This window comes from Synechococcus sp. R65.1 (assembly GCF_047461755.1).
Lineage (GTDB): Bacteria > Cyanobacteriota > Cyanobacteriia > Thermostichales > Thermostichaceae > Thermostichus.
This window is the reverse complement of sequence record NZ_JANSHU010000016.1, coordinates 16865-36455: the sequence shown is the minus strand read 5'-3', so window position 1 is coordinate 36455 and position 19591 is coordinate 16865. Positions and strand designations below refer to the sequence as shown.

Annotated in this window: 21 protein-coding genes; 11 read left to right on the top strand and 10 right to left on the bottom strand. The window is 59.4% G+C overall.

The window, feature by feature from the left end; translation table 11 throughout:
• The 3 genes from NW814_RS08045 to hisD are packed head-to-tail and all read right to left on the bottom strand — an operon-like array spanning position 1 to position 2451.
• The gene (locus NW814_RS08045) at positions 1-306 is read right to left on the bottom strand and encodes a hypothetical protein (protein ID WP_414396446.1); all 306 of its coding nucleotides are present in this window, start codon (positions 304-306) and stop codon (positions 1-3) included.
• A 17-nt stretch (positions 307-323) separates the two neighbouring features.
• Entirely contained in the window at positions 324-1109 is a 786-nt protein-coding gene (locus NW814_RS08040; RefSeq protein ID WP_414405883.1) for a hypothetical protein, read from the bottom strand.
• Positions 1110-1137: 28 nt separating this feature from the next.
• Positions 1138-2451, bottom strand: a complete 1314-nt coding sequence (gene hisD / locus NW814_RS08035; protein ID WP_414405882.1) for a histidinol dehydrogenase — start codon at positions 2449-2451, stop codon at positions 1138-1140.
• Between the two features lie 347 nt (positions 2452-2798).
• Between hisD and NW814_RS08030 the strand changes: the two genes are divergently transcribed.
• Positions 2799-3299: a MarR family winged helix-turn-helix transcriptional regulator gene (locus NW814_RS08030; RefSeq protein WP_414396453.1), complete on the top strand. Its 501-nt coding sequence runs from the start codon at positions 2799-2801 to the stop codon at positions 3297-3299.
• A 13-nt stretch (positions 3300-3312) separates the two neighbouring features.
• Here NW814_RS08030 and NW814_RS08025 read toward each other — a convergent pair whose 3' ends face one another.
• Positions 3313-3597 carry a hypothetical protein gene (locus tag NW814_RS08025; RefSeq protein ID WP_414405881.1) on the bottom strand — a complete coding sequence of 95 codons (285 nt, stop codon included), beginning with the start codon at positions 3595-3597 and terminating at the stop codon, positions 3313-3315.
• Between the two features lie 213 nt (positions 3598-3810).
• Here NW814_RS08025 and NW814_RS08020 point away from each other — a divergent pair, with 213 nt between their 5' ends.
• Entirely contained in the window at positions 3811-4338 is a 528-nt protein-coding gene (locus NW814_RS08020) for a TM2 domain-containing protein (protein ID WP_414405880.1), read from the top strand.
• Between the two features lie 7 nt (positions 4339-4345).
• Here the strand turns inward: NW814_RS08020 and NW814_RS08015 are convergent, their stop codons facing one another.
• The 3 genes from NW814_RS08015 to mfd are packed head-to-tail and all read right to left on the bottom strand — an operon-like array spanning position 4346 to position 9547.
• On the bottom strand, positions 4346-5128 hold the full coding sequence (locus NW814_RS08015) for an ABC transporter permease (protein WP_414405879.1): 783 nt from the start codon (positions 5126-5128) through the stop codon (positions 4346-4348).
• A complete protein-coding gene (locus NW814_RS08010; RefSeq protein WP_414405878.1) occupies positions 5125-6060 on the bottom strand; it encodes an ABC transporter ATP-binding protein in 936 nt (311 codons plus the stop codon). The genes NW814_RS08015 and NW814_RS08010 overlap by 4 nt, the downstream gene beginning before the upstream one ends.
• A gap of 10 nt (positions 6061-6070) precedes the next feature.
• Complete coding sequence (mfd, locus tag NW814_RS08005) at positions 6071-9547, bottom strand: transcription-repair coupling factor (RefSeq protein ID WP_414405877.1); 3477 nt, start codon at positions 9545-9547, stop codon at positions 6071-6073.
• A gap of 325 nt (positions 9548-9872) precedes the next feature.
• Here mfd and NW814_RS08000 point away from each other — a divergent pair, with 325 nt between their 5' ends.
• On the top strand, positions 9873-11306 hold the full coding sequence (locus NW814_RS08000; protein WP_414405876.1) for a cytochrome ubiquinol oxidase subunit I: 1434 nt from the start codon (positions 9873-9875) through the stop codon (positions 11304-11306).
• 80 nt (positions 11307-11386) lie between these two features.
• Positions 11387-12436: a cytochrome d ubiquinol oxidase subunit II gene (gene cydB / locus NW814_RS07995; RefSeq protein WP_414405875.1), complete on the top strand. Its 1050-nt coding sequence runs from the start codon at positions 11387-11389 to the stop codon at positions 12434-12436.
• A gap of 84 nt (positions 12437-12520) precedes the next feature.
• Here the strand turns inward: cydB and NW814_RS07990 are convergent, their stop codons facing one another.
• The 3 genes from NW814_RS07990 to NW814_RS07980 all read right to left on the bottom strand — a co-directional run bounded on the left by NW814_RS07990 (position 12521) and on the right by NW814_RS07980 (position 16126).
• Entirely contained in the window at positions 12521-14107 is a 1587-nt protein-coding gene (locus NW814_RS07990; protein WP_414405874.1) for a mechanosensitive ion channel, read from the bottom strand.
• A 232-nt stretch (positions 14108-14339) separates the two neighbouring features.
• Positions 14340-14837, bottom strand: coding sequence for a ribosomal protein S18-alanine N-acetyltransferase (gene rimI / locus NW814_RS07985; protein ID WP_414396614.1), 498 nt, complete (start codon positions 14835-14837; stop codon positions 14340-14342).
• A 149-nt stretch (positions 14838-14986) separates the two neighbouring features.
• The gene (locus NW814_RS07980) at positions 14987-16126 is read right to left on the bottom strand and encodes a 5-(carboxyamino)imidazole ribonucleotide synthase (RefSeq protein ID WP_414405899.1); all 1140 of its coding nucleotides are present in this window, start codon (positions 16124-16126) and stop codon (positions 14987-14989) included.
• Positions 16127-16217: 91 nt separating this feature from the next.
• Between NW814_RS07980 and NW814_RS07975 the strand changes: the two genes are divergently transcribed.
• The 7 genes from NW814_RS07975 (at position 16218) to rplK (ending at position 19554) form a co-directional block, all read left to right on the top strand.
• The gene (locus NW814_RS07975) at positions 16218-16403 is read left to right on the top strand and encodes a hypothetical protein (protein ID WP_414396475.1); all 186 of its coding nucleotides are present in this window, start codon (positions 16218-16220) and stop codon (positions 16401-16403) included.
• A gap of 119 nt (positions 16404-16522) precedes the next feature.
• Entirely contained in the window at positions 16523-16927 is a 405-nt protein-coding gene (locus NW814_RS07970) for a hypothetical protein (protein WP_414405873.1), read from the top strand.
• 11 nt (positions 16928-16938) lie between these two features.
• On the top strand, positions 16939-17727 hold the full coding sequence (gene trmD / locus NW814_RS07965) for a tRNA (guanosine(37)-N1)-methyltransferase TrmD (RefSeq protein WP_414405872.1): 789 nt from the start codon (positions 16939-16941) through the stop codon (positions 17725-17727).
• Complete coding sequence (locus tag NW814_RS07960) at positions 17693-18037, top strand: hypothetical protein (protein ID WP_414405871.1); 345 nt, start codon at positions 17693-17695, stop codon at positions 18035-18037. The genes trmD and NW814_RS07960 overlap by 35 nt, the downstream gene beginning before the upstream one ends.
• Before the next feature lie 105 nt (positions 18038-18142).
• Positions 18143-18415 (top strand): preprotein translocase subunit SecE, encoded by a 273-nt coding sequence (gene secE, locus NW814_RS07955; RefSeq protein WP_414396486.1) that lies wholly within the window; start codon positions 18143-18145, stop codon positions 18413-18415.
• Positions 18416-18447: 32 nt separating this feature from the next.
• Positions 18448-19119 carry a transcription termination/antitermination protein NusG gene (nusG, locus tag NW814_RS07950; RefSeq protein ID WP_414405870.1) on the top strand — a complete coding sequence of 224 codons (672 nt, stop codon included), beginning with the start codon at positions 18448-18450 and terminating at the stop codon, positions 19117-19119.
• Between the two features lie 9 nt (positions 19120-19128).
• Positions 19129-19554: a 50S ribosomal protein L11 gene (rplK, locus tag NW814_RS07945; RefSeq protein ID WP_414396490.1), complete on the top strand. Its 426-nt coding sequence runs from the start codon at positions 19129-19131 to the stop codon at positions 19552-19554.
• Positions 19555-19591: the final 37 nt, after the last annotated feature.

The window sequence follows — 19591 nt, the reverse complement described above, 5'->3', positions numbered from 1 at the left end:
CTACATCATCACCAGAAAGGGCAGGGGATCGCTAGGTCCTGCTGGCGAGATCAGCTCAATGCGCTTTTCGCCGGGGTAGGTGCTGGGATCGATCTCAAAGGTAACCGTCAGCGCCTCGGCACTAGCTTGCACCGGCTCTTGGGAGCGCCCCAAGGGATCCCCAAAGCTAACCCGGATCCCCTTGCCTGCCGGGCTGACCCGGATCTCGGTTACCTGATCCAGATGAGATCCCTCCAGGGTACAGACGATGATATCTCCCACAAAGGCCTCCCGCGGCCAACCACGCCGCACGATGGGTCTAGGCATAGTGTTGCTCCCACGGTCTACTTCACCCCAAAACGGCTTTGATGACACAGGGGTTCCGCCATCACCGGCTGCCACCCCTCCAGAGAAGAGGCGGTTTGGGGAAGAGGAACAGCAGGTGCTCGCAGCAACACCTGGCTGTCTGAACCTACACTAACCAAGCGGGGCATTTCTCCAAGGCTGTCAGCGACGGCAAACAGCACCCGCCCTCTTGCCTCGGGATCCCAGCCTAGCAGCTCCGCATAGGCCAAGGCCGGTGGCGGATCCCAGATTTGCACTGGCGGGATCTCGGTTGAGTCTGCCGGCAAAGGCCAGATCACCGCCCGATCCCAGCTTAAGTCTGTCTGGAGCCAGCCCGAGGACTCCTTCACTAGCAAAGTCTTCTCCTGCCAAGCCATGGGCAGGAGCACAGCAAAATCCAGCGGATCCTCAGGAGTACCCCCAGCTACCGAGGTTTGGTAGAGAACCTGCAGAGAGCGGCTACGGGTGTTTTCGGCAAACAACAGGCTGGTCAACTGGCCTCCGGAGGGGGTGACAACCCAATTTAGCCGCGTGTACGCCTGCCAGTGGGAATCCGGAGCCACGAGAGGCTGGCTGCGCAACAGGCCCACCAGCGTACACTGCCGCTCCTGTGCCTTTTCCTGCAAGTCGTACACCCACTCCCAGGGAATGGGTAAAGGCGAAGGGGAGGAGCTCTCTGGGGCAGCCGTCGCTATGACAGCGCTCCCCCCTGCCCAGCCGATCCAAACCGCCGCCAGGGCCCTCCCCAGTTGCCCCAGCCAGTTTCCCCTGAGCCGGCCCCCCATTTGCCCAACCCTCCGCCTTAGCTGCTGGCTAGGACTTCGCTGACAGCCGCACCTGGATCGACCGGCTGTGGGCGGGTAACCCCTCAGCTTGCGCCAGGGCTTGAATGGCGCCGGCCACCTCTTGCAGGGCTGCTGAGCCGTACTGGATTAGGCTGGAGTGTTTCAGGAAGGTTTCTACCCCCAGCGCCGAGGCGTAGCGGGCTGCCCCTGCCGTGGGCAAGGTGTGGCTGGGCCCAGCTAGGTAATCCCCCACCGCCTCTGGGGTGAAGTGTCCCAAGAAGATGGCCCCCGCATGGCGAATTGCGTCCAACAGGGCCCAGGGATCCGCCACCTGAAGCTCCAGGTGCTCCGGCGCAAACTGGTTGGACAAGTTGACCGCCGTGGCCAGATCGGGCACCACCCCAATCAGCCCGTAGTTGGCCACTGCCTTTTCCACCAGGAGGCGATGGGGATGCTCCTCGAGCTGCCTGACCACCGCCTGCTGCACCTGTTGGGCCAGCCGGAGGTCGGGAGTGAGCAGGATAGCCGCCGCTAGGGGATCATGCTCGGCCTGGGCCAGGAGATCGGCGGCAACGTAGAGGGGGTTGGCGCTCTCATCGGCAATGATCAACACCTCCGAGGGCCCGGCCAGGGAGTCGATGCCTACCGTGCCATACACCAGCTTTTTGGCCAGGGTTACGTAGATGTTGCCGGGGCCGGCGATCACGTCCACCTTGGGGATGGTCTCGGTTCCGTAGGCCAGCGCTGCGATAGCCTGGGCCCCGCCGACGCGATAGATGGTGTGGATGCCCACTTCTTGGGCAGCGACCAGAATGGCTGGGTTAATTCCCTTGCCCCCTAGGCCGTCCGATCCCGGCGGGGTCACCATGACAATTTCCGGCACCCCTGCCACCTTGGCAGGAATGGCGTTCATCAACACCGTACTGGGATAGGCGGCGCGACCCCCCGGAATGTAGAGGCCAGCGCGATCCACCGGGCGGTACTGCTTGCCCAAAACAATCTCGGGGCCAGGAAAGCTTACCCAACTGCTGGGCACCCGCTGCCGGTGGAAGGCTTCGATGCGCTGTTTGGCTAGGCGCAGGGCCGAGAGCAGTTGCGGCGATACCGCCTGGTAGGCCGCCTCCAGCTCCGCCCCCGAGACCCTTAGGTCGGCAACGCTCAGCTCCACCTGGTCAAACTCTGCCGTGTAGGCCAGCAGGGCCCGATCCCCTTGGCGGCGTACTGTCTGCAGGATCTCCCGCACAGTTGCCTCGCGATGCAGGTTTTGGTCTGCCTGGGTGCGCTCCGAGATCCGTCTGAGCTCGGCTTCGGCCTCGGCTAGCTGGGTAACAATTCTCAGCATGGCAACTCCTTTGCCTGGCGTACCGTAGGCAGAGAGCGAGAGAGCCGGCGGCAGAGGGGGCTTTTCCTGCCCTGGCCTCCTGGGCTCCCAGAGAGGGATCCCGTCTGCGCCTAGGGCGCTCCACAGGGGCTATGGTCATAGCTTAGCCTGGATCTTCCGCTCCAAAGAACCCTGCTCCTGCTCCAGCCCTATTCAGAGAAATGAGGCATCTCCCATTAGCAGCCAGAACCTCCAAAGCTGGGAACTGTTCCAGGGAGTATTAATTTGTGTTAGGACTATATCACAGTGAGCTATGGCAAAGCTAAAACAGTTGTGGACAAGTCAGTCGCCTGCAGCGATTGCTAACCATGCCCACATCTACTCAGCTTCCCGAAGAGCAAGCCCTCCAGCCTTCGGTGGCCCAGGAGCCCTTCTTGGGGCTGCTGTGGGATCTGGCGCGGGCCTACCAAGCTTTTGAGAACTACGCCGCTGCTCACATCCGCCAGACGGGGCTAACTCCTCCCCAATTTGAGGTCTTGGTAACCCTCGGCAACACCCCTGGCCTGACGATGAACGTCCTGGCTGAGAAAACGCTAGTTACCAAAGGGACGCTGACCGGGATCGTGGATCGCCTGGAACAAAAGGGGCTGGTGCGCCGCGAGGTGCCGCCGGAAAACCGCCGCTGCTTCAGGATTGTGCTCACCGAAGCGGGGGAAAAACTGTTTGCGCAAGTCTTCCCAGCCCACGTGGCTTACCTAAGGGAGCGCTTTCAGAAGTTGGATCCGGAAGAGATAGCCCAGATCCAGGCCTGCCTAAAAAAGCTGCAGTCTATTTTCAATCTCCCTCAGGGGCAGACCGAGAGTTGTTGAGAAGGCCTTCTGCCTACCCTAAAACCCAGAGCACAAAGACGATACCTAGAGTAACGGCGGCAAAGAGGGTGTAGCTAATCCGGCGCAGCGGCTGCAGTTGCATAGCATGCAGCTCCTTGAGCCAACTCAACCCCAGGGACTCCACGAAGCGATCCAGCACCGCCTGCATGGGGTAGGCGTAAACGGATCCCTGCTCTTTGAAGTTCACCAGCACAACTAGCAGCGTGGCGTAGCCCCAGAGGAGACCCCAGAGCGCAGCACTCAACCCAATCAAGATGGGCTCAAGCATTGCAAGCATTACACTTCTTTATCTTTGTGTGGGTGTACCTGCTGCTTGTGTTAAGGGGACGGAGTTTTTTGGAGTGAGGGAATTGATCCCCCTTGAGGCTACCTTCCTCAGGCAGCAGCCTAGAGAGGAGCTCCCGACGGCTCCTAAGGGTCGGCTTTGCTAGCTCTCTTCTGCCCCTTTAAACTGGGAGTACCTGCTCAAAGCTACCCTGTGTCAATCCTCATGAGTTCTCGCTACCTGCTGCCCCCCGCTGAGTCCAAATCTGTCGGCACCGCCTATCTTCTCTGGGCATTGGGCATCTTCGGCATCTGTGGTGTCCATCGCCTTTACCTGGGCAAGATGGGCACAGGCATTCTCTGGCTTTTCACCTTTGGCCTGTTGGGAATTGGCCAGTTGATTGACCTGTTTTTGATCCCGGGCATGGTGGACAACTACAACCTTAAGCTAGCCGTCCTGCAGGGATCCCGGCCTTCCTCGCCTCCGGCAAAAACTGTCTCAGCACCCCCGCAGCCCCTCAAAGGTCAGGCTTTGATGCGGGAAATCCTACGGCTAGCCCAGCGTCGCCAGGGGATCCTCACCCTCTCGGAGATTGCCATCGAACTGCCTGCCGACTTTGACGAGATTGAAAAGGCGCTGCGAGAGCTGAGCCGACGGGGCATCGCCTCCCCCGAGAACAACCTAGCCACCGGCGCAGTGGAATATCACTTCCCTCACCTGTTGCGCTCCCCTGGCGAACCCCGCTCCCTTTGACCACGCCCTACTGGGATCCCAGGAGGCCGCGCTGTTTGGCCAGCCGCATCGCCCGGCGAAAGGCTAGCAACCCCAGGCCAAAGTAGAAAATGCCGCTGGCCAGAGCTACAAGCAGCCGCAGGGGATCCAGACCTGCATCCCGCACCATCACGTCTCGCAGCAGGCCGGCCCCTGCCGTCATGGGCAGCATCTGTCCCAGCCACTTCAGGGATCCCGACCACTCCTCCGTGGGGGTAGCCAGGAGAAAGAGGAGGCCAAACTGGCTCAGGATCAGCAGTTGTTGAATGCGCTTCCAGATTAAGGCGGCGGATCCCAGTAAAAACGAGAAGCCATAGGCCCCCAGCACCACGCTCAAAAGCGGCAGCACCAAGCTGGGGGGAAAGCGCAGCCGGCTGCCCGTGAGCAACAAAATGATCCCCAAAATGACGACGACGATGGCAAGGCGCAACACCAAGCTGGCACAAGCCCGGGCCAAAAAAAGCGTGGCTGCGGAAAACGGCGAGAGCAACACCTGCTCTAGCGTCCCCGTTTGGGCTTCCACCTGCAGGTTGAGAGCCATGTCGTTCACCACAAAAATGACCAGCGTCCAGAGCACATAGCCAATCACCACCGCATCCAGCCGTTCGCCAAACTGGGAGGCTGGCCCTGCCACATACTGAGCGCCGGCAAAAAGGGCATAGAAGAAAAAGGTGGTGATGAGGATCCCGCCCAGGGCTTCTGTCGGATAGCGGATGTACTGGGTCCAGGTGCGCTTTAGCTCCGCCCAAAACAGGTACAGCAGTGGCCTCATCCCTGCTTCTTTTCCCTTTTCAGCAGCTTGAGAAAAATGTCGGTGAGATCGGCTTCCTCTCGCTTGACGCTGAGCAGGGGCAAGGGCTTGAGGATCTCTAGCACTTGATACAAAGCCTCCGAGAAGCCCCTAAACCGCAACTGATGAGAGCTGAGAATCTCCACCCCTTGCTGGGCTAGGCGTTCCGCCCGGCTGGGATCCAGCTCCTGTTCCAACTCAATCCGATAAGTACCGGCTGCGCCAGCAAACTGCCGGATCAACTCCTGCATGGGGGCCTGGACGAGAATCGTTCCTCGCTCGATTACAGCCACTTGATCCGAGAGCGCCTCAGCTACGTCCAGTTGGTGGGTGGTGAGGAGAATGGCCCGACCCGAAGCAGCAATTTGGCGGATGAGGGATTTCACCGCTTGCGCTGCCTCCACGTCCAACCCCAAGGTGGGCTCATCCAACAACAGCAGAGCCGGCTGGTGCAGGAGGGCAACGGCAATGGCCACCTTCTGCTGCATGCCGCGGGAAAGGGTTTGCACAGCAACCTCCCCTTTCTCCCCCAGGCCCAAGGTCTCCAACAACTCTAGCCCCCGTTGCCGAGCAGCTTTAGGAGACAGCCCCCGCAGCACGCCAAAGTACTCCAAGTTCTGCAAGGGGGTCAGCCGCCAGTAGAGGTTGCGGTTGCCTTCCAGCACCGCCCCCACCTGGGCCAGCGCTCCAGGCTCAGTGTGGGGATCCCGCCCTAGGATGCGCACGCTGCCGGCATCAGGCCGGATCAGACCGGCGATGATCTTGATGGTGGTGGTCTTGCCTGCCCCGTTGGGCCCCAGAAAAGCCAGGATCTCCCCTGCTGCTAGCGTTAGGGAGACATCCACCACCGCCTGCACCTGCTTGCCTCCCTGCCGGTAGGTCTTCTGGAGGTGATACACTTCGAGAACCTTCATGAGACAGGCTCTAGGGAGGCGTTGGGAGCCCGGCTTCCGTCTGGGTCAAGGCCAGGCTCATCTTGTCTAGCCACTGCAAAAGGTTTTCCAGTTGCTGTGCCGGCGCCAGCATTCCCAGCCCCCGCACCGTAACCTTGCCCGGCTGGTAAACCAAGCGAGACTGCACATGAGCTGGCAGGGCTTCCTTGAGACGGTTCCAGGCCGGCTCCTCCATGGAGGTTTCCAAAATAACATGCTCTTTGGCGGGCCTGATGCGGGAAAAGCCCAGGGCGCGGGCCAAAATCTTCAGCTCCATCACCCGCAGCAGTTCCTGGGCAGGCTTGGGCAGGGGGCCAAAGCGGTCTTGCCATTCCTGGACTATTTGAGAAAGCTCCAGGCGCGATCCGGCAGCCGCCACTTGGCGATAAGCCTGCATTTTTTGCTCCTCGTCAGGGATATAGCTCTGGGGAATCATAGCCGTAACGTTGAGGTCGATCTGGGTGTCCTCCACCTGCGGGATCTTCTGGCCGCGAATTTCTTGGATGACCTCCTGCAGCATTTCTAGATAGAGATCAAGGCCCACCGCATTGACTTGTCCCGATTGCTCCGTTCCCAGCAAGTTGCCAATGCCGCGAATTTCCATATCCCGCAGGGCCAACTGGTAGCCAGAGCCCAGTTGGGTAAATTCTTGAATGGCCTGTAGGCGTTTGCGGGCCTCCTCGGTGAGGATCCCATCCTCTCGGTAGAACAGCCAAGCATGGGCTTGGATCCCAGCCCGGCCCACCCGCCCTCGCAATTGGTAGAGCTGGGCCAACCCAAACTCCTGGGCATTTTCGATCAAAATGGTGTTGACACGAGGAATGTCCAAGCCGGATTCAATAATGGTGGTGCAGACCAGGATATCGATTTCGCCATTGTTAAAAGCCAGCATGGTCGCTTCCAGCTCCCCTTCCGGCATCTGCCCATGAGCAATGGCAATGCGAGCGCCGGGCACCCATTCCCGCAATTTGGCAGTGGTTTCTTCGATCCTTTCAATGCGGTTGACGACGTAAAAGACTTGCCCGCCGCGATCTAACTCCTGGCGGATGGCTGTGCGAATGACCTCAGGGTTGTAGGGAGAAAGGTGAGTTTTAATCGGGCGCCGCGACGGAGGCGGAGTTTGGATCAAGCTCATTTCCCTCAACCCTGACAAGGCCATATACAGCGTGCGGGGAATAGGGGTAGCCGTAAGGGTGAGCACATCCACCTGGGTTTTGAGGAGCTTAATCTTCTCTTTTTGGTTGACGCCAAAGCGCTGCTCCTCGTCAATCACCAAGAGGCCCAAATCGCGAAATTGCACGTCTTTGCCCAAAAGTTGGTGGGTGCCTACAATTACGTCCAGCTCGCCGCTTTTAAGCCGGGCCAGGATCTCTTTTTTCTCCTCGGGAGTGCGGAAGCGGTTGAGCAACCCCACTTGAATGGGGTAGGGGGCAAAGCGCTCTTTGAGAGTGTGGTAGTGCTGCTGGGTGAGAATAGTGGTTGGCGCTAGAAGAGCTACCTGCTTGCCGGCGGTTACGGCCTTAAAGATGGCGCGGATGGCCACCTCCGTTTTGCCAAAGCCCACATCGCCACACAGCAGTCTATCCATGGGGCGAGGGGACTCCATATCCCGCTTGATCTCCTGGACAGCGCGAATTTGGTCCGGCGTCAGGGGGTAGGGAAAAGACTCCTCAAACTCCTGCTGCCAAGGGGAATCCGGGGGAAAGGCGTAGCCCTCCTGTTCAGCCCGTTTGGCGTAGAGCTGCAGGAGATCAAAGGCCACTTTTTTCAGACTCTTTTTGACTTTTTGTTTGGTCTTTTCCCAGGTGCTGCCGGACATTTTGTGCAGGGCAGGTGGCCCATCGCTGCTAGCCCGGTAGCGCGAGAGGGAGTTGACTTGGTCGGCAGCCACCCGCAGCAGGCCGTCGCTGTATTGAATAACGAGGTACTCCCGGGTTTCGCCGCCGATGGTGAGGCTTTCCAAGCGCAGGAACTGGCCAATGCCATGGGCCCTGTGAACGACAAAATCCCCCGGCTTGAGCAGGTTGGGATCCACCTGGCGAGAGCTGGCCTGGCGGCGCTTGCGCACATAGGTGGGAGTGGCGAGGCTGTGCTGGCCGAAAAACTCCCGGTCGGTGAGCACTACCCACCCCAGCGTGGGCAGCAGGAACCCCTCCAGCTCAGCCAAGCCGGAGTACTTCAGGGCCACCGGCGTGTAGGACTGAAGCTGGCGTTCAATGGCTGGAAAATCTTTGGGGTTGGGCACGTACTGGGCCGGGCAGTCGTGTTCTTGCAGCAAGGCCACCGTGCGGGAGGGCTGGGCGGAGAGGATCCACACCCGCAACTGCTGCTTGCGGTACTCGCGCAGGGTTTTGGCCAGGGATCCAAACTGGTGGGGAGCGGCAGGGACAGGCCGGCTTTTGAGGTCAAGGGCCGCTTCAACCTCGCCGGCAGGGGCAAAAGCCCGGGCCAACAGGCGGGGGAAGGGATCCCAGTCGGGAGCCGCAAGATCAAAGGGACGGTGGAAGGGCACTAGAGCCGGCTCAGCAGCTTGGGCCAACTGCCACTGCTCCTGGGCGTGGTCTAGCCACTGCCGGCTGTGGGCCTGGCACTGCTCTGGCTCGTCGATCAGGATCAAGGTATTGGGATCCAAATAGCTCAGCAGGCTGGCCGGCGGATCGTAAAGTAGGCCCAGAAAGCGGCGCAAGCCCTCTGGGGGAGGGGACGACTGCTCCAACTGCTGCCGCAGACCCTGGGAAAGCTGATCGGCTTTTTCCTGCAGAGCCGGCCAGAGGATGGGCCCGTAGCCGGTGGGAGTTAGCCAGACATGGGGGATCCCGTCTTGAGAGCGCTGGCTCACCGGGTCAAACTCCCGCAGCCGCTCCAGTTCATTGCCAAACCACTCCAGGCGCACCGGCCATTCGCAGGCCACCGGAAAAACGTCGAGAATATCGCCCCTCTGGCTCCACTGCCCCTCGCTTTCCACCAGGCTTACCCGCTGATAGCCCAGACGACTCAACTGCTGCCCCAACTGCTGCGGCGACAGCTCCGCGCCGGGCTCCAGCTTGAGGCAGAAAGACTGAAACACCTCTGGTGGGGGAAGGTGGGGTTGTATGGCCCGCTCCGTGGCCACAATGGCCATGCCCTTTCTGCCCTGGAGACAGTCGGCCAGCACCTGGAATTGTCCCCACACCAACTCTGGCTCCAGGTCAAACGGCTCATAGGGGGAAGCCTCGGAGGTGGGATAAAGCTGCACGCTCTCCCAGCCCATGCCCTCCAGTTGGGCTGTCCAGCGGCCCGCCTCTTCCAGCGTGGCGGTAACCACCAATAGGGATCTTCCTTCCTGCTGGGCCAAAGCCGAGGCGATCAACCCCTTGGCAATCCGCCCCCCTCCCTGCAGAGCAGCTCGTCGCTGGGATCTCAGCCGGACGGCCAACTCTTGCACCAAGCCCGATTGGGCAAGAAAGTGCACCAGTGGGATAAACGACATCTTTCCACCCCAGACTGCAAACTCAAGCCGGGATCCCAATTCTGGCATTTGTAGCCGCTGGAAACCTCAACAAGCCCTTTCCGGAGTGGGAAAGTTAGTTGGCTACCAGCCTTGAGGCTGCCAGGCCGATGCTCCAGGGCTGAGAGTTTTTGTATCCCATGTTACAGGAAAAAAGCTGGCACTCCCAGGATTCTAAAGTTAACCTTTAGACTTGAACAGCCTGCGCGTTGTCTTGCCCAAGATGTAACCCTAGGAGCAGCGGAAAATAGATCTCCTAAAGTTGTAAAGCTGTACTCATTACAACCCTCCAAGCTTAGGGAAAATTATGTTTCTAGACACCGTCACCCTTTCCCGGCTACAGTTTGCCCTCACGGCCATGTTTCATATGCTATGGCCGGTTTTAACAACAGGAATGTCCATCTATCTTGTTGTAATTGAGGGACTTTGGCTGAAAACTCGCAATCTAGATTACTATCGCCACGCTCGCTTCTGGTCAAAGATCTATGTGTTAAACTTTGGCCTTGGCGTGGCCTCGGGGTTGCCGATGGCCTTTCAGTTTGGCATGAACTGGGCCCCTTTTTCTGAGGCGGTGGGCGACTTCTTTGGAACCATCCTAGGATTTGAGGGCACGATGGCCTTTATGCTGGAGGCCAGCTTCCTGGGGATCATGCTGTTTGGCTGGGAGCGGGTGCCGCCAGTAATTCACTGGATCTCGACAATCTTAGTGGCCTTCGGCTCCAACCTCTCTACCTTTTGGATCCTGACGGCCAACTCCTGGCTACAGACGCCGGCAGGGGGGGTATTTGTCGATGGGAAGTTCGTGGTACGTGACTACCTGCAGGCCATTTTCAATCCCTTCATGGTCAATAGCTTTCTGCACATGTTTTTTGCCACTTTGGAAACCTCTTTGTTTGTCATCGGTGGCATCAGCGCCTGGTACATTCTCAAGCGGCGGCACAGCGAGTTTTTTTCCCGCTCCCTCAAAGTGGTCCTGGTGATGGCGCTGGTGGTGGCCCCTCTGCAGGTGTTTATTGGCCACTTGAGCGCGGAGCAAGTGTATCGCTATCAACCGGCCAAGCTGGCGGCTATGGAGGCCCAGTGGGAGACGCTCCCCGCCGGCGAGAGGGCGGACTGGAGCCTGTTTGCCTTGCCCAATGAGCGTGAGGAGCGCAACGACTGGGAGGTGAAGATCCCCGGCGCGCTGGGCTATCTGCTCGAGTTTAAGCCCAGGCTGGATCGACCGGTGCAGGGCCTGAAAGCTTGGGATCCCCAAAATCGTCCTCACATGATTGGCCTCATCTACTACTCCTTTAGGACGATGGTGGCCATTGGCTTCTTTATGGCCGGGCTCGTGGGGGCTACCGTGATCCAGTGGTTGAGGGGCAAACTGTCGGCGGAGGCCCTTTCCCAGCAGAAGTGGCTGATGTGGGCTTGGGTCTTTGCCGGCCCCTTGGGCTACATTGCCGTCGAGGCTGGCTGGATTGTCCGCTGTGTCGGCCGGCAGCCCTGGATTGTGTACGGGCAACTGCGCACCGTAGAAGCGGCTTCACCGCTGCCCCCCGGAGAGGTGCTGTTTTCCTTGGTCGGCCTAACTGCTTTGTACACCGTGTTTTTCGTGGCCGCTCTTTACTTCGGCAGCCGCATCATCCGCAAAGGGCCTAACCTGGAGCTGGCTGCCCCCGTTCCAGCAACCCAGCCGGTGATCGTGATCGAGCCTGCCCGCCACGAGCCGGATCGCCGTCCGGCAGAAGCTCGGTAGTGCCAGTGCTCAGGCGACATCGCAGTTGGAACTGTCTCGAACTGGCCTGGCTAGGAATACCTAAAGCGGAGGGAAGGACCATGGAATCTTTCGAGCCTTTGCAGCAGTTTCTGCCTCAAGTCTGGTTTTTTATCCTCGGTCTATTCCTCTTTCTCTATGTTCTGCTCGATGGATTTGACTTGGGGGTTGGCATCCTTTCCCTGACGGCTTCCAGCGAGACGCGCCGCAGCATTCTCATGACCAGCTTGGGCAATGTTTGGGATGCCAACGAGACGTGGCTGGTACTCATGGGGGGATCCCTATTTGGAGCCTTTCCCCTCGCCTACGCCACCATCCTCAATGCCCTCTACATTCCGCTGGTGATCATGGTGGTGGGCCTGATCTTGCGGGCTGTCTCTTTCGAGTTTCGGGAGAACGCCAACAACAAGCTGGTCTGGAACCTCGCCTTCGGGGTGGGCAGCTTTTTGGCAGCCTTGGGCCAGGGGTTTGCCTTGGGCAGCGTCTTCGAAGGGATCCGGGTGGACGAAGCCGGCCACTTTGCCGGCAGCCCCTGGGACTGGCTGACCTGGCGCACGGTGTTGGTGGCTCTTACCCTGATCCAGGGGTATGTTTTGATCGGCTCTGCTTACTTGATTGTGAAAACCACGGGGGAAATCCAGAAAACCTATTACAGGACGGCCACCATCGCCACGTGGACAACTTTGCTGGGGGCAGTGTTTATTACCATCAGCACCCCCATTATGTCGGAGCAGGCGCGCTCCCAGCTTTTCTCGCCGCCTCTTTTCTATGTCTTTGCTGCAATCCCCCTTTTGGGGCTTTTGCTGGTGGCTCTGTTGCTGCGCAGCTTGCGCCGCCGAGAGGAAAATAGCCCTTTGGTTTACACCTTCCTCATTTTTGCCCTTTCTTTTATCGGCTTGGGGTTCATGATTTTCCCCAACATCATTCCTCCCAGCGTTACCATCTACGAGGCGGCAGCTTCTCCCAGTTCGCTGGTGTTTATGCTCACCTTTATTGGCTTTTTGATTCCGGTGATCTTGTCCTACAACATCTACAACTATGTTGTGTTCCGGGGCAAGATTGTAGTGCAAGAAACAGCAGCAGAAGAGGCCAAAGTTCCAGAGCCAGTTTAGGTTGGCCCAGAGTCGAAGGAATAACCCCGCCCATATGCCAGGCGGGGCAATTTCTACTAGTTAAGGGCTCACCCAGCGAGGCTCTCACTCCCGCTTGAGCCACTGCCGGATCTGCTCGGCAGCCACGTCGCGACCTCCCAAGCCAAAAGCCAAAGCCACAGCCACAGCAATGGCGCCCAGCACCAGGCCAAAGGCCAGCACCACAATATCGGTGGCTACGCCCATCTGCTGCAAGGCCATGGCGCCAACCAGAACCAAAATGGCTACCCGCGCCGCCTGGGCCAGCACTCCTGAGGAGGGGTTGCCGAGACTCTTAACCATGGAATGGGCCAAATTCGCCAGGTAAAGACCGATCCCAAACACCAAAGCGCCGATGAGCACCCGCCCGGAAATGACCAACAGCCCCTCCACGATGTCGGTCAAAGCAGCAAACTGCAGCAGCTCCACCGCCGGCACTGCCCCGAGCAAGACCACGCCCACCCAGACCACCAAGCCAGCAATCTCAGAGGGAGTGCGCCGCTTCACCAAGGTTGAGGGATCCCCTTCGGCGGCGGGAGCTTCAGGAGCAGGGGCCGAGGGCAAACCAAGGCCGGCAGCCAAGCGGTCGAAACCGATTGCCTGCAGCAACTGGGTCGCCAAGCCAGCCAAAAACTGCCCCAGCCAGTAGAACACGGCCAGGATGAGAGCAGATCCTGCAATTCGGGGAATGGCCCGCAACACCTGCTCCAGCATCGCCACCGCTGGATCGGAGATGGCCCGGATTTCCAGGGCCTTGAGGGCGGCAATCACTGCCGGGATCAACACCAAGACGTAGGCCACTGTGCCCACCGTTTGGGCCAGCTGGGGAATGCCAAAGCGTGCCCCCAAGCGGTTAGCTCCCGCTGTCACCAACAAATTGGAAACGATCCCACGCACGATGCGAGCTAGAAACCAGCCCACCACACCGATGATGAGCGCTCCCAAAATGCGGGGTACCATCGACAGGATTTGATCCAGCAGGTTTTGCACTGGCTGCAGCGGCCCCCGCAGGTTCAGCGTGTCCAGGATGAGCGGTAAGAAGAACAAGAAGATCAGCCAGTAGAGGGCGTCGCCTAGAGCTTCATTCAAGAGAAAGGGAGCGACCTCAGCGCCTCCCTCCGGCTTGGCAGCAGTTCCTTCCGCAGCCGCCTCCGGTTGGAGGGGTTGAGCCAGCCGCTCATCCAAGTTAAAGCGCCGCAGCCCTTGGATAACTGCCAGCCGGGCAACGGTGGCCACCGCCCAGCCCACCCCTAGCAGCACCAGCGCTCCGCCTAGCCGCGGCAGATAGGCGAAAATCTCTCCCAAAAACTTGTTGAGCGGGTCGGAGACAGCCTGAAGCTGGAGAGCATTCAGCACCGCTACCACCACAAAAGCCAGGATAATCCAGTAAACAGCAGCAGCCACCCAGCGCTCAGTTTGCGGCGGCCTCTCGCCGGGCCTCTGGCCCATAATCCAGGTGGCCAAGCGGTTATCAAGCTGCCTCCGTTTGAGCAGCCCCCGAACGCCGAAAGCCACCACCCTGGCCACGATCCAACCCAGAACTAGAATGACAATCGCCGCCAGTAGGTTGGGCATAAAGTCAATGACTCTAGCCCGAAGATTGACAACAAAAGAGACGGCTTCATTGCGAAGGTCGTTGGCAGGGGTTTCCATGATTACCCTCACAGCCTGAGATGTTCAAAAGAGTAGGTTAGCCTGAAGCCCTTCTTTGGGCAAGCTGGCCTGGGAGAAAGCCTCAAGCGTCAAGCAGAAACGCTGAGTCTTGCAACAAAGCTTTACATCCATTCCCAGGATGCCGATGGTTAACCAAAGCTCCAGGGCAAAAGTTCAAGGTTCAGGTGTATAGAGGAAAACTTTTGCTTTAGAACCCTTTGCTTCTCCTCACTTAAATTGGTTTTTTCCAATACACCAGCCCATCCTCTCCGTTGTAATAGCCCTTGCGGCGTCCCAGCAATTGAAACCCTGCCGATTCATAGAGGCGGATGGCGGCCTGGTTAGAAGCCCTCACCTCCAACGTGGCCCAGCGACAGCCTGCTGCCCTGGCTTGGCTCAACAGCTCCTCCAGGATCCTTCGACCCAAACCACGCCGCCGATGGGCAGGATCCACCGCCAACGAGATGATGTGGGCTTCTTCTTCGATGCGCCAGAGGATGCCAAAGCCCACCAGCGTTCCTGGCGAGGAAAGCAGGGATCCGCAAGCGCCTGCAGGTTCTGCCACAGCCCCAATCACCAGGCTGGTGGGTCGTTCCAGCTCGGCCCGGTAGCCCTGTTCTCCCCAGTGCCCGCCATAACAGCGGCGATCCAGCTCTAGCAACTGGGGCAGGGCGGCAATGTCAAGCACCTGCAGCCGGTAGCCCATGGAGCTTAGTCTCGCCCTTTGCAGAACTCAGCCAGCCACAACTGCCCAAAGAGCTGGAGCTTGCAGTCGATCCCTCTCAACACCGCGGAGCGCTCCTGGGGGTCAAGATACTGGGCTACCGCTGCATGGCCGCCTCAGGGCTTGGAGGGCTGGAGAAAGGGTGGGCGCTTGGCTCATGACTGCGGATACCAGAGGGATTCGAGGGTGTGGACAAGGGCCGCTGCCTGCTGCGGCGAAGGGGCAGTGGGCAGACAGACGGTAACATGGCCCAGCTTGCGCCCCGGGCGGGCGGGGGTCTTGTGGTACCAATGCACGGTGGCATTGGGGATCTCCGCCAGGCGCTGCCGCTTCTCGGCATAGTCGCTGGTGGAGTGCTCGTAGCCCAAGAGGTTGACCATCACCGCCCCCCCACACTTGAGGGAGGGATCCCCCAAGGGAAGGCCAAGGATGGCCCGCAGATGTTGCTCAAACTGCGAGGTGTAGCAGGCTTCCAGGGTGTAGTGGCCGGAGTTGTGAACCCGCGGCGAGATCTCGTTGATCCAGATCCCAGCCTTGGGATGAGGCGGCGGCACCCAGAACAACTCGATGCCGAACACCCCGACCGCTTCTAGCTTTTCCATCACCTTAACTGCCAAGTCCCGGATCTCGGCCTCGACCGTTGGGGGGATGCGGGCGGGCACGAGGACGTGGCGACAGATTTGGTTAACCTGAACAGTCTCCACTACGGGGTAGACCCGGATCTCCCCCGTCAGCCCCCGCGCCACCATCACTGCCAGCTCCCGCTCAAAGGGGATCCACTCTTCCACAAGCAGCGGGATCCCGCTGTAGTCGGCAAGGGTCTGTTGCCAAGCCGCGCGATCGGGCAAGATGCGGGTGCCCTTTCCGTCGTAGCCCTGCCGCCGCCGCTTGAGCACCAAGGGAAAGCTCAGGCTAGATAGATCTGCCGTCTCTGCCGGCCAAAAAGCCGGCACCGGCAACCCCAGCTCTGCCAGAAACTGCCGCTGGCGCAACTTGTCTAGCAACGGCTCCAGGGTGCTAAGGCGAGGGCAAAAGCGGGATTCTTCCGGATCCAGCCTTTTTAGCTCCGGCAGCAGGATGAACTCGTTTTCAAAAGTTACCACTGGGCAGCGCTGCAATAGCTGGGCTGTAGCCTGGGTGTCGGTTACAGCGCCCCAAACTACCCCATCGGCCACCGCCACTGCCGGATCGGTGGGGGCAGCCGCCTGCACCATCAGCGGAATCCCCAGGGAGCGGGCCGCCAAAGCCAACATCTGCGCCAACTGCCCCCCGCCGATTACCCCTACGGGCCGCATCTGGGTTTGGGACTTCACTTCTATACTGAGAGGAGAAGCACCGTCTAGTCTACCGCCCTTGGCCCCTACCTCTAGGGCAAGGAGAAGCACTGTGGAGTCATCCAAGCTAAAAGAACTCATCGACCGGGCTTTGCAGGACAAAATCCTCACCCGCGCCGAGCAACAAGAAATCCTCCAGGCAGTTACCGCCGATTCCCAGGTCTCACCGGAAGAACACGAACTGCTGGACATGATTGTGGAGCGCCTCAACAGCGGCGAGATTCGCGCCGTCGATTGATTCCTTTTCTAGTCTTGCCCAAAAGTAAGTGGCAGCTTGGAAGCAAGCAGTTGTCAGCGCAGCTCCAAAGGGCTGGGATAGACTGGAGATCCCCTGGCTCTATCTAGCATGCTGCCGCCATGAGTTCTCGCTCCTCAGACTGGTTTACGCGGGCACGTCACTTCTTTTACGGCACAGCCACTGCCCTGGTGGAGCTCCTGGAGGATCCCCAGAAGCGCGCCGAAAGTTTCGGCCGTCTTTCTGGCGACTGGGCGGCGCTGGCTGCAGAGCTGGAGCAAAAAGGAGAGCAGATTGAGCAAGAGGCTGTTCGCTACCTTAAAAGCCTCCGCCATGAAGCCACCAAGGCTCCTGGCCCAGCCGTGGAGAGCCAAACACCGGCCCCCCAGAGCGGCTCCCCAACCGCCACCATCTCCAAAGAAGAAATGGGCGAACTGATGGAGCTGATCCACCAGATTGAGTCCTTGCGCCTGGAGCTAGAGCGGTTGCGCACGGAACCCTGCTCGGATGCTGGCCTTTCTGCTTGATCCCAACGCCCGTGCGGTTTGACGTTGTTACCCTTTTCCCAGAGTTTTTTGAATCGCCCTTGCGCATTGGCTTAGTGGGCAAAGCCCTACGGCAAGGGATTGCCGAGGTTCATCTCACCAACCCGCGCGACTTTGCCGCCGATAAGCACCGCCGGGTCGACGATGAGCCCTATGGGGGCGGGGTAGGCATGGTGCTCAAGCCAGAGCCCTTTTTTGCTGCTGTCGCCTCCCTGCCTTGCCTGGATCCCCGCGAGATCATCTTGCTCACGCCCCAGGGACAGCCCCTAAACCAAGCCCTGCTGCGGGAGCTGGCCCAAAAGGCCCAGCTCATCCTGCTCTGCGGCCAGTACGAAGGTTTTGACGAGCGGATCTGCCAGTATCTAGCCACTCGCGAGGTGTCGCTGGGGGATTTTGTGTTAACAGGGGGGGAGATCCCGGCACTGGCCTTGATCTACGGCGTGATCCGTCTCTTGCCTGGCACGGTTGGTAAGGTAGACTCTTTGAAGAAGGAGAGCTTTGAGGAGGGTCTGCTCGACTATCCTCAGTACACCCGCCCAGCCGAGTTTCTGGGGTACAAGGTGCCCCAGGTGCTCCTTTCAGGTAACCACGAGGCCATTGCCCGATGGCGTCTGCAGCAGCAGTTAGTACGCACCTGGCAACGACGGCCGGATCTGCTGGCCAAACGTCCCCTCACCCCCGAAGAACAACAGTTGTTGGCTGAAGGCCTGGCCGAGCAGCGCACTGAGGTGGAGAAACAAGATGCGAGTGAACTGTCTCAACTCCCTTCTCAGCCTTGCTGACCATGGGGCTAGGATTCTGGGGCTGCTGCTGGTGGGGATCCTGACCAGTTCTGGGCTTGCTCTAGCCCAAAGTGGAAGTGGCAACGAGGCCATTTATCGCGACGGCAGAACCCCGCTGTTCAACGGCTCCAGCCTTGATGTGAGTGATCTCTTCCGGGCTGCTGAACTCCTCTCCCGCCAGAGGGCCACCTCCCGCTGGGACAGCCGGGCGGCCATCGATGCCGCAGTGGAGCAGTTTAACCAATCCCGCCGTCGCCCCTTGCTGTTTTCGCCGGGAGCAGGGAGATCCAAAACCCCTCTTACTCGCTAAGCTTAGCTCCCCTCCTCAACCTAACCTGTGTTAGGATCGCAAGGCTATTCTTGTGGGCGCTAAGCAATAGCGCCAGGTTTTCGGGATCCCCCAGGAGATACTGCCGTGGTTAAGAGTACCCCCTCCAGCAAAACCGATAGGGAGCAGCACCTGGATCCCGCTAGGCGGGGTCACTCCAAGGACAGTTCCACCGAGTCCAAAGGGATCTCAGGCTTCCTCCAAGAGACGCGGGCCGAACTGGCCAAAATTGCCTGGCCAAGCCGTCGACAATTGGTTAGCGAATCCATTGGCGTTTTGCTAATAGTGCTGGCCTTCGCCTCATTTATTTACCTGGTTGACCAGCTGTTTGGCTGGGTAGCCACTCAACTGTTCTCGTAGCTTTAGGCAGGGGAGGGGAGAGGAGGTGAAGTATGAGCCCAGGGTTAGAGCAGCGGCGGAGACGCCGCAGAGACTACGTTGAGCCCCTAGAAGCTGCGGAAACAGAAACGACTGCGGAAGAAGGGGAAGGTCAAAGCCAGCGCAACTTGCGCTGGTACGCTGTCCAGGTGGCTGCTGGCTGCGAAAACAAAGTTAAAAGCACTCTCCTGCAGCGGGCAGCAGCCCTGGATGTGGCCGATCAAATCGTCGAAGTGGTGATCCCAAAGCGGGTGGGCTTCAAGCTGGATCGATCCGGCAAGCGCCAGGAGCAAGAGGAAAAGATTTTCCCCGGCTATGTGCTCGTGCGCATGGATCTCAACGACGACACCTGGCGGGTGGTGAAAACCACTCCCAATGTCATCAACTTCGTTGGCACGGAACAGAGACGGCCCTATGGTCGCGGTCGGGGGCATGTGACACCGCGGCCCCTCAGTCCCAGCGAAGTTCAGCGCATCTTCAGCACCGCTGAGGTGGAGGCGGTGCCCCTCAAGATTAACCTGGCCCCTGGGGATCGCATTGAGGTGCTGTCTGGCCCCTTCCAGGGGTTCTACGGCGAGGTGGTGGATGTCAGCCCAGAACGGGGCAAGCTCAAGGCTTTGATCTCAATTTTTGGGCGGGATACTCCAGTAGAATTAGAGCTTGGTCAAGTGCGAAAAGAGGTGTAACTGCGTCGCATGGCTAAGAAACTGGTGGCAGTAGTCAAGCTGGCCATCCAGGCGGGCAAAGCCACCCCCGCCCCCCCCATTGGCCCCGCCTTGGGTCAGCACGGGGTCAACATCATGGCCTTTTGCAAGGAGTACAATGCCAGAACGGCGGATCAGGCGGGCATGGTGGTGCCGGTCGAGATCTCCATCTACGACGATCGCAGCTTCACCTTTGTCCTTAAGACGCCGCCAGCCTCGGTGCTGATCAAGAAAGCCCTTGGCATTGAGTCAGGCTCCAGCGAGCCCCACAAAGTCAAGGTGGGATCCCTGACCCGCGCACAGCTGCGCCAGATTGCCGAGCAGAAGCTGCCAGATTTGAATACCAACGATGTGGAGGCAGCGATGAGAATCATTGCCGGCACTGCCCGGAGCATGGGAGTAACGATAGTTGACTAGGGCTCCGCTAGCCCAGCTTGTTTGTCGTTTTGGGGGA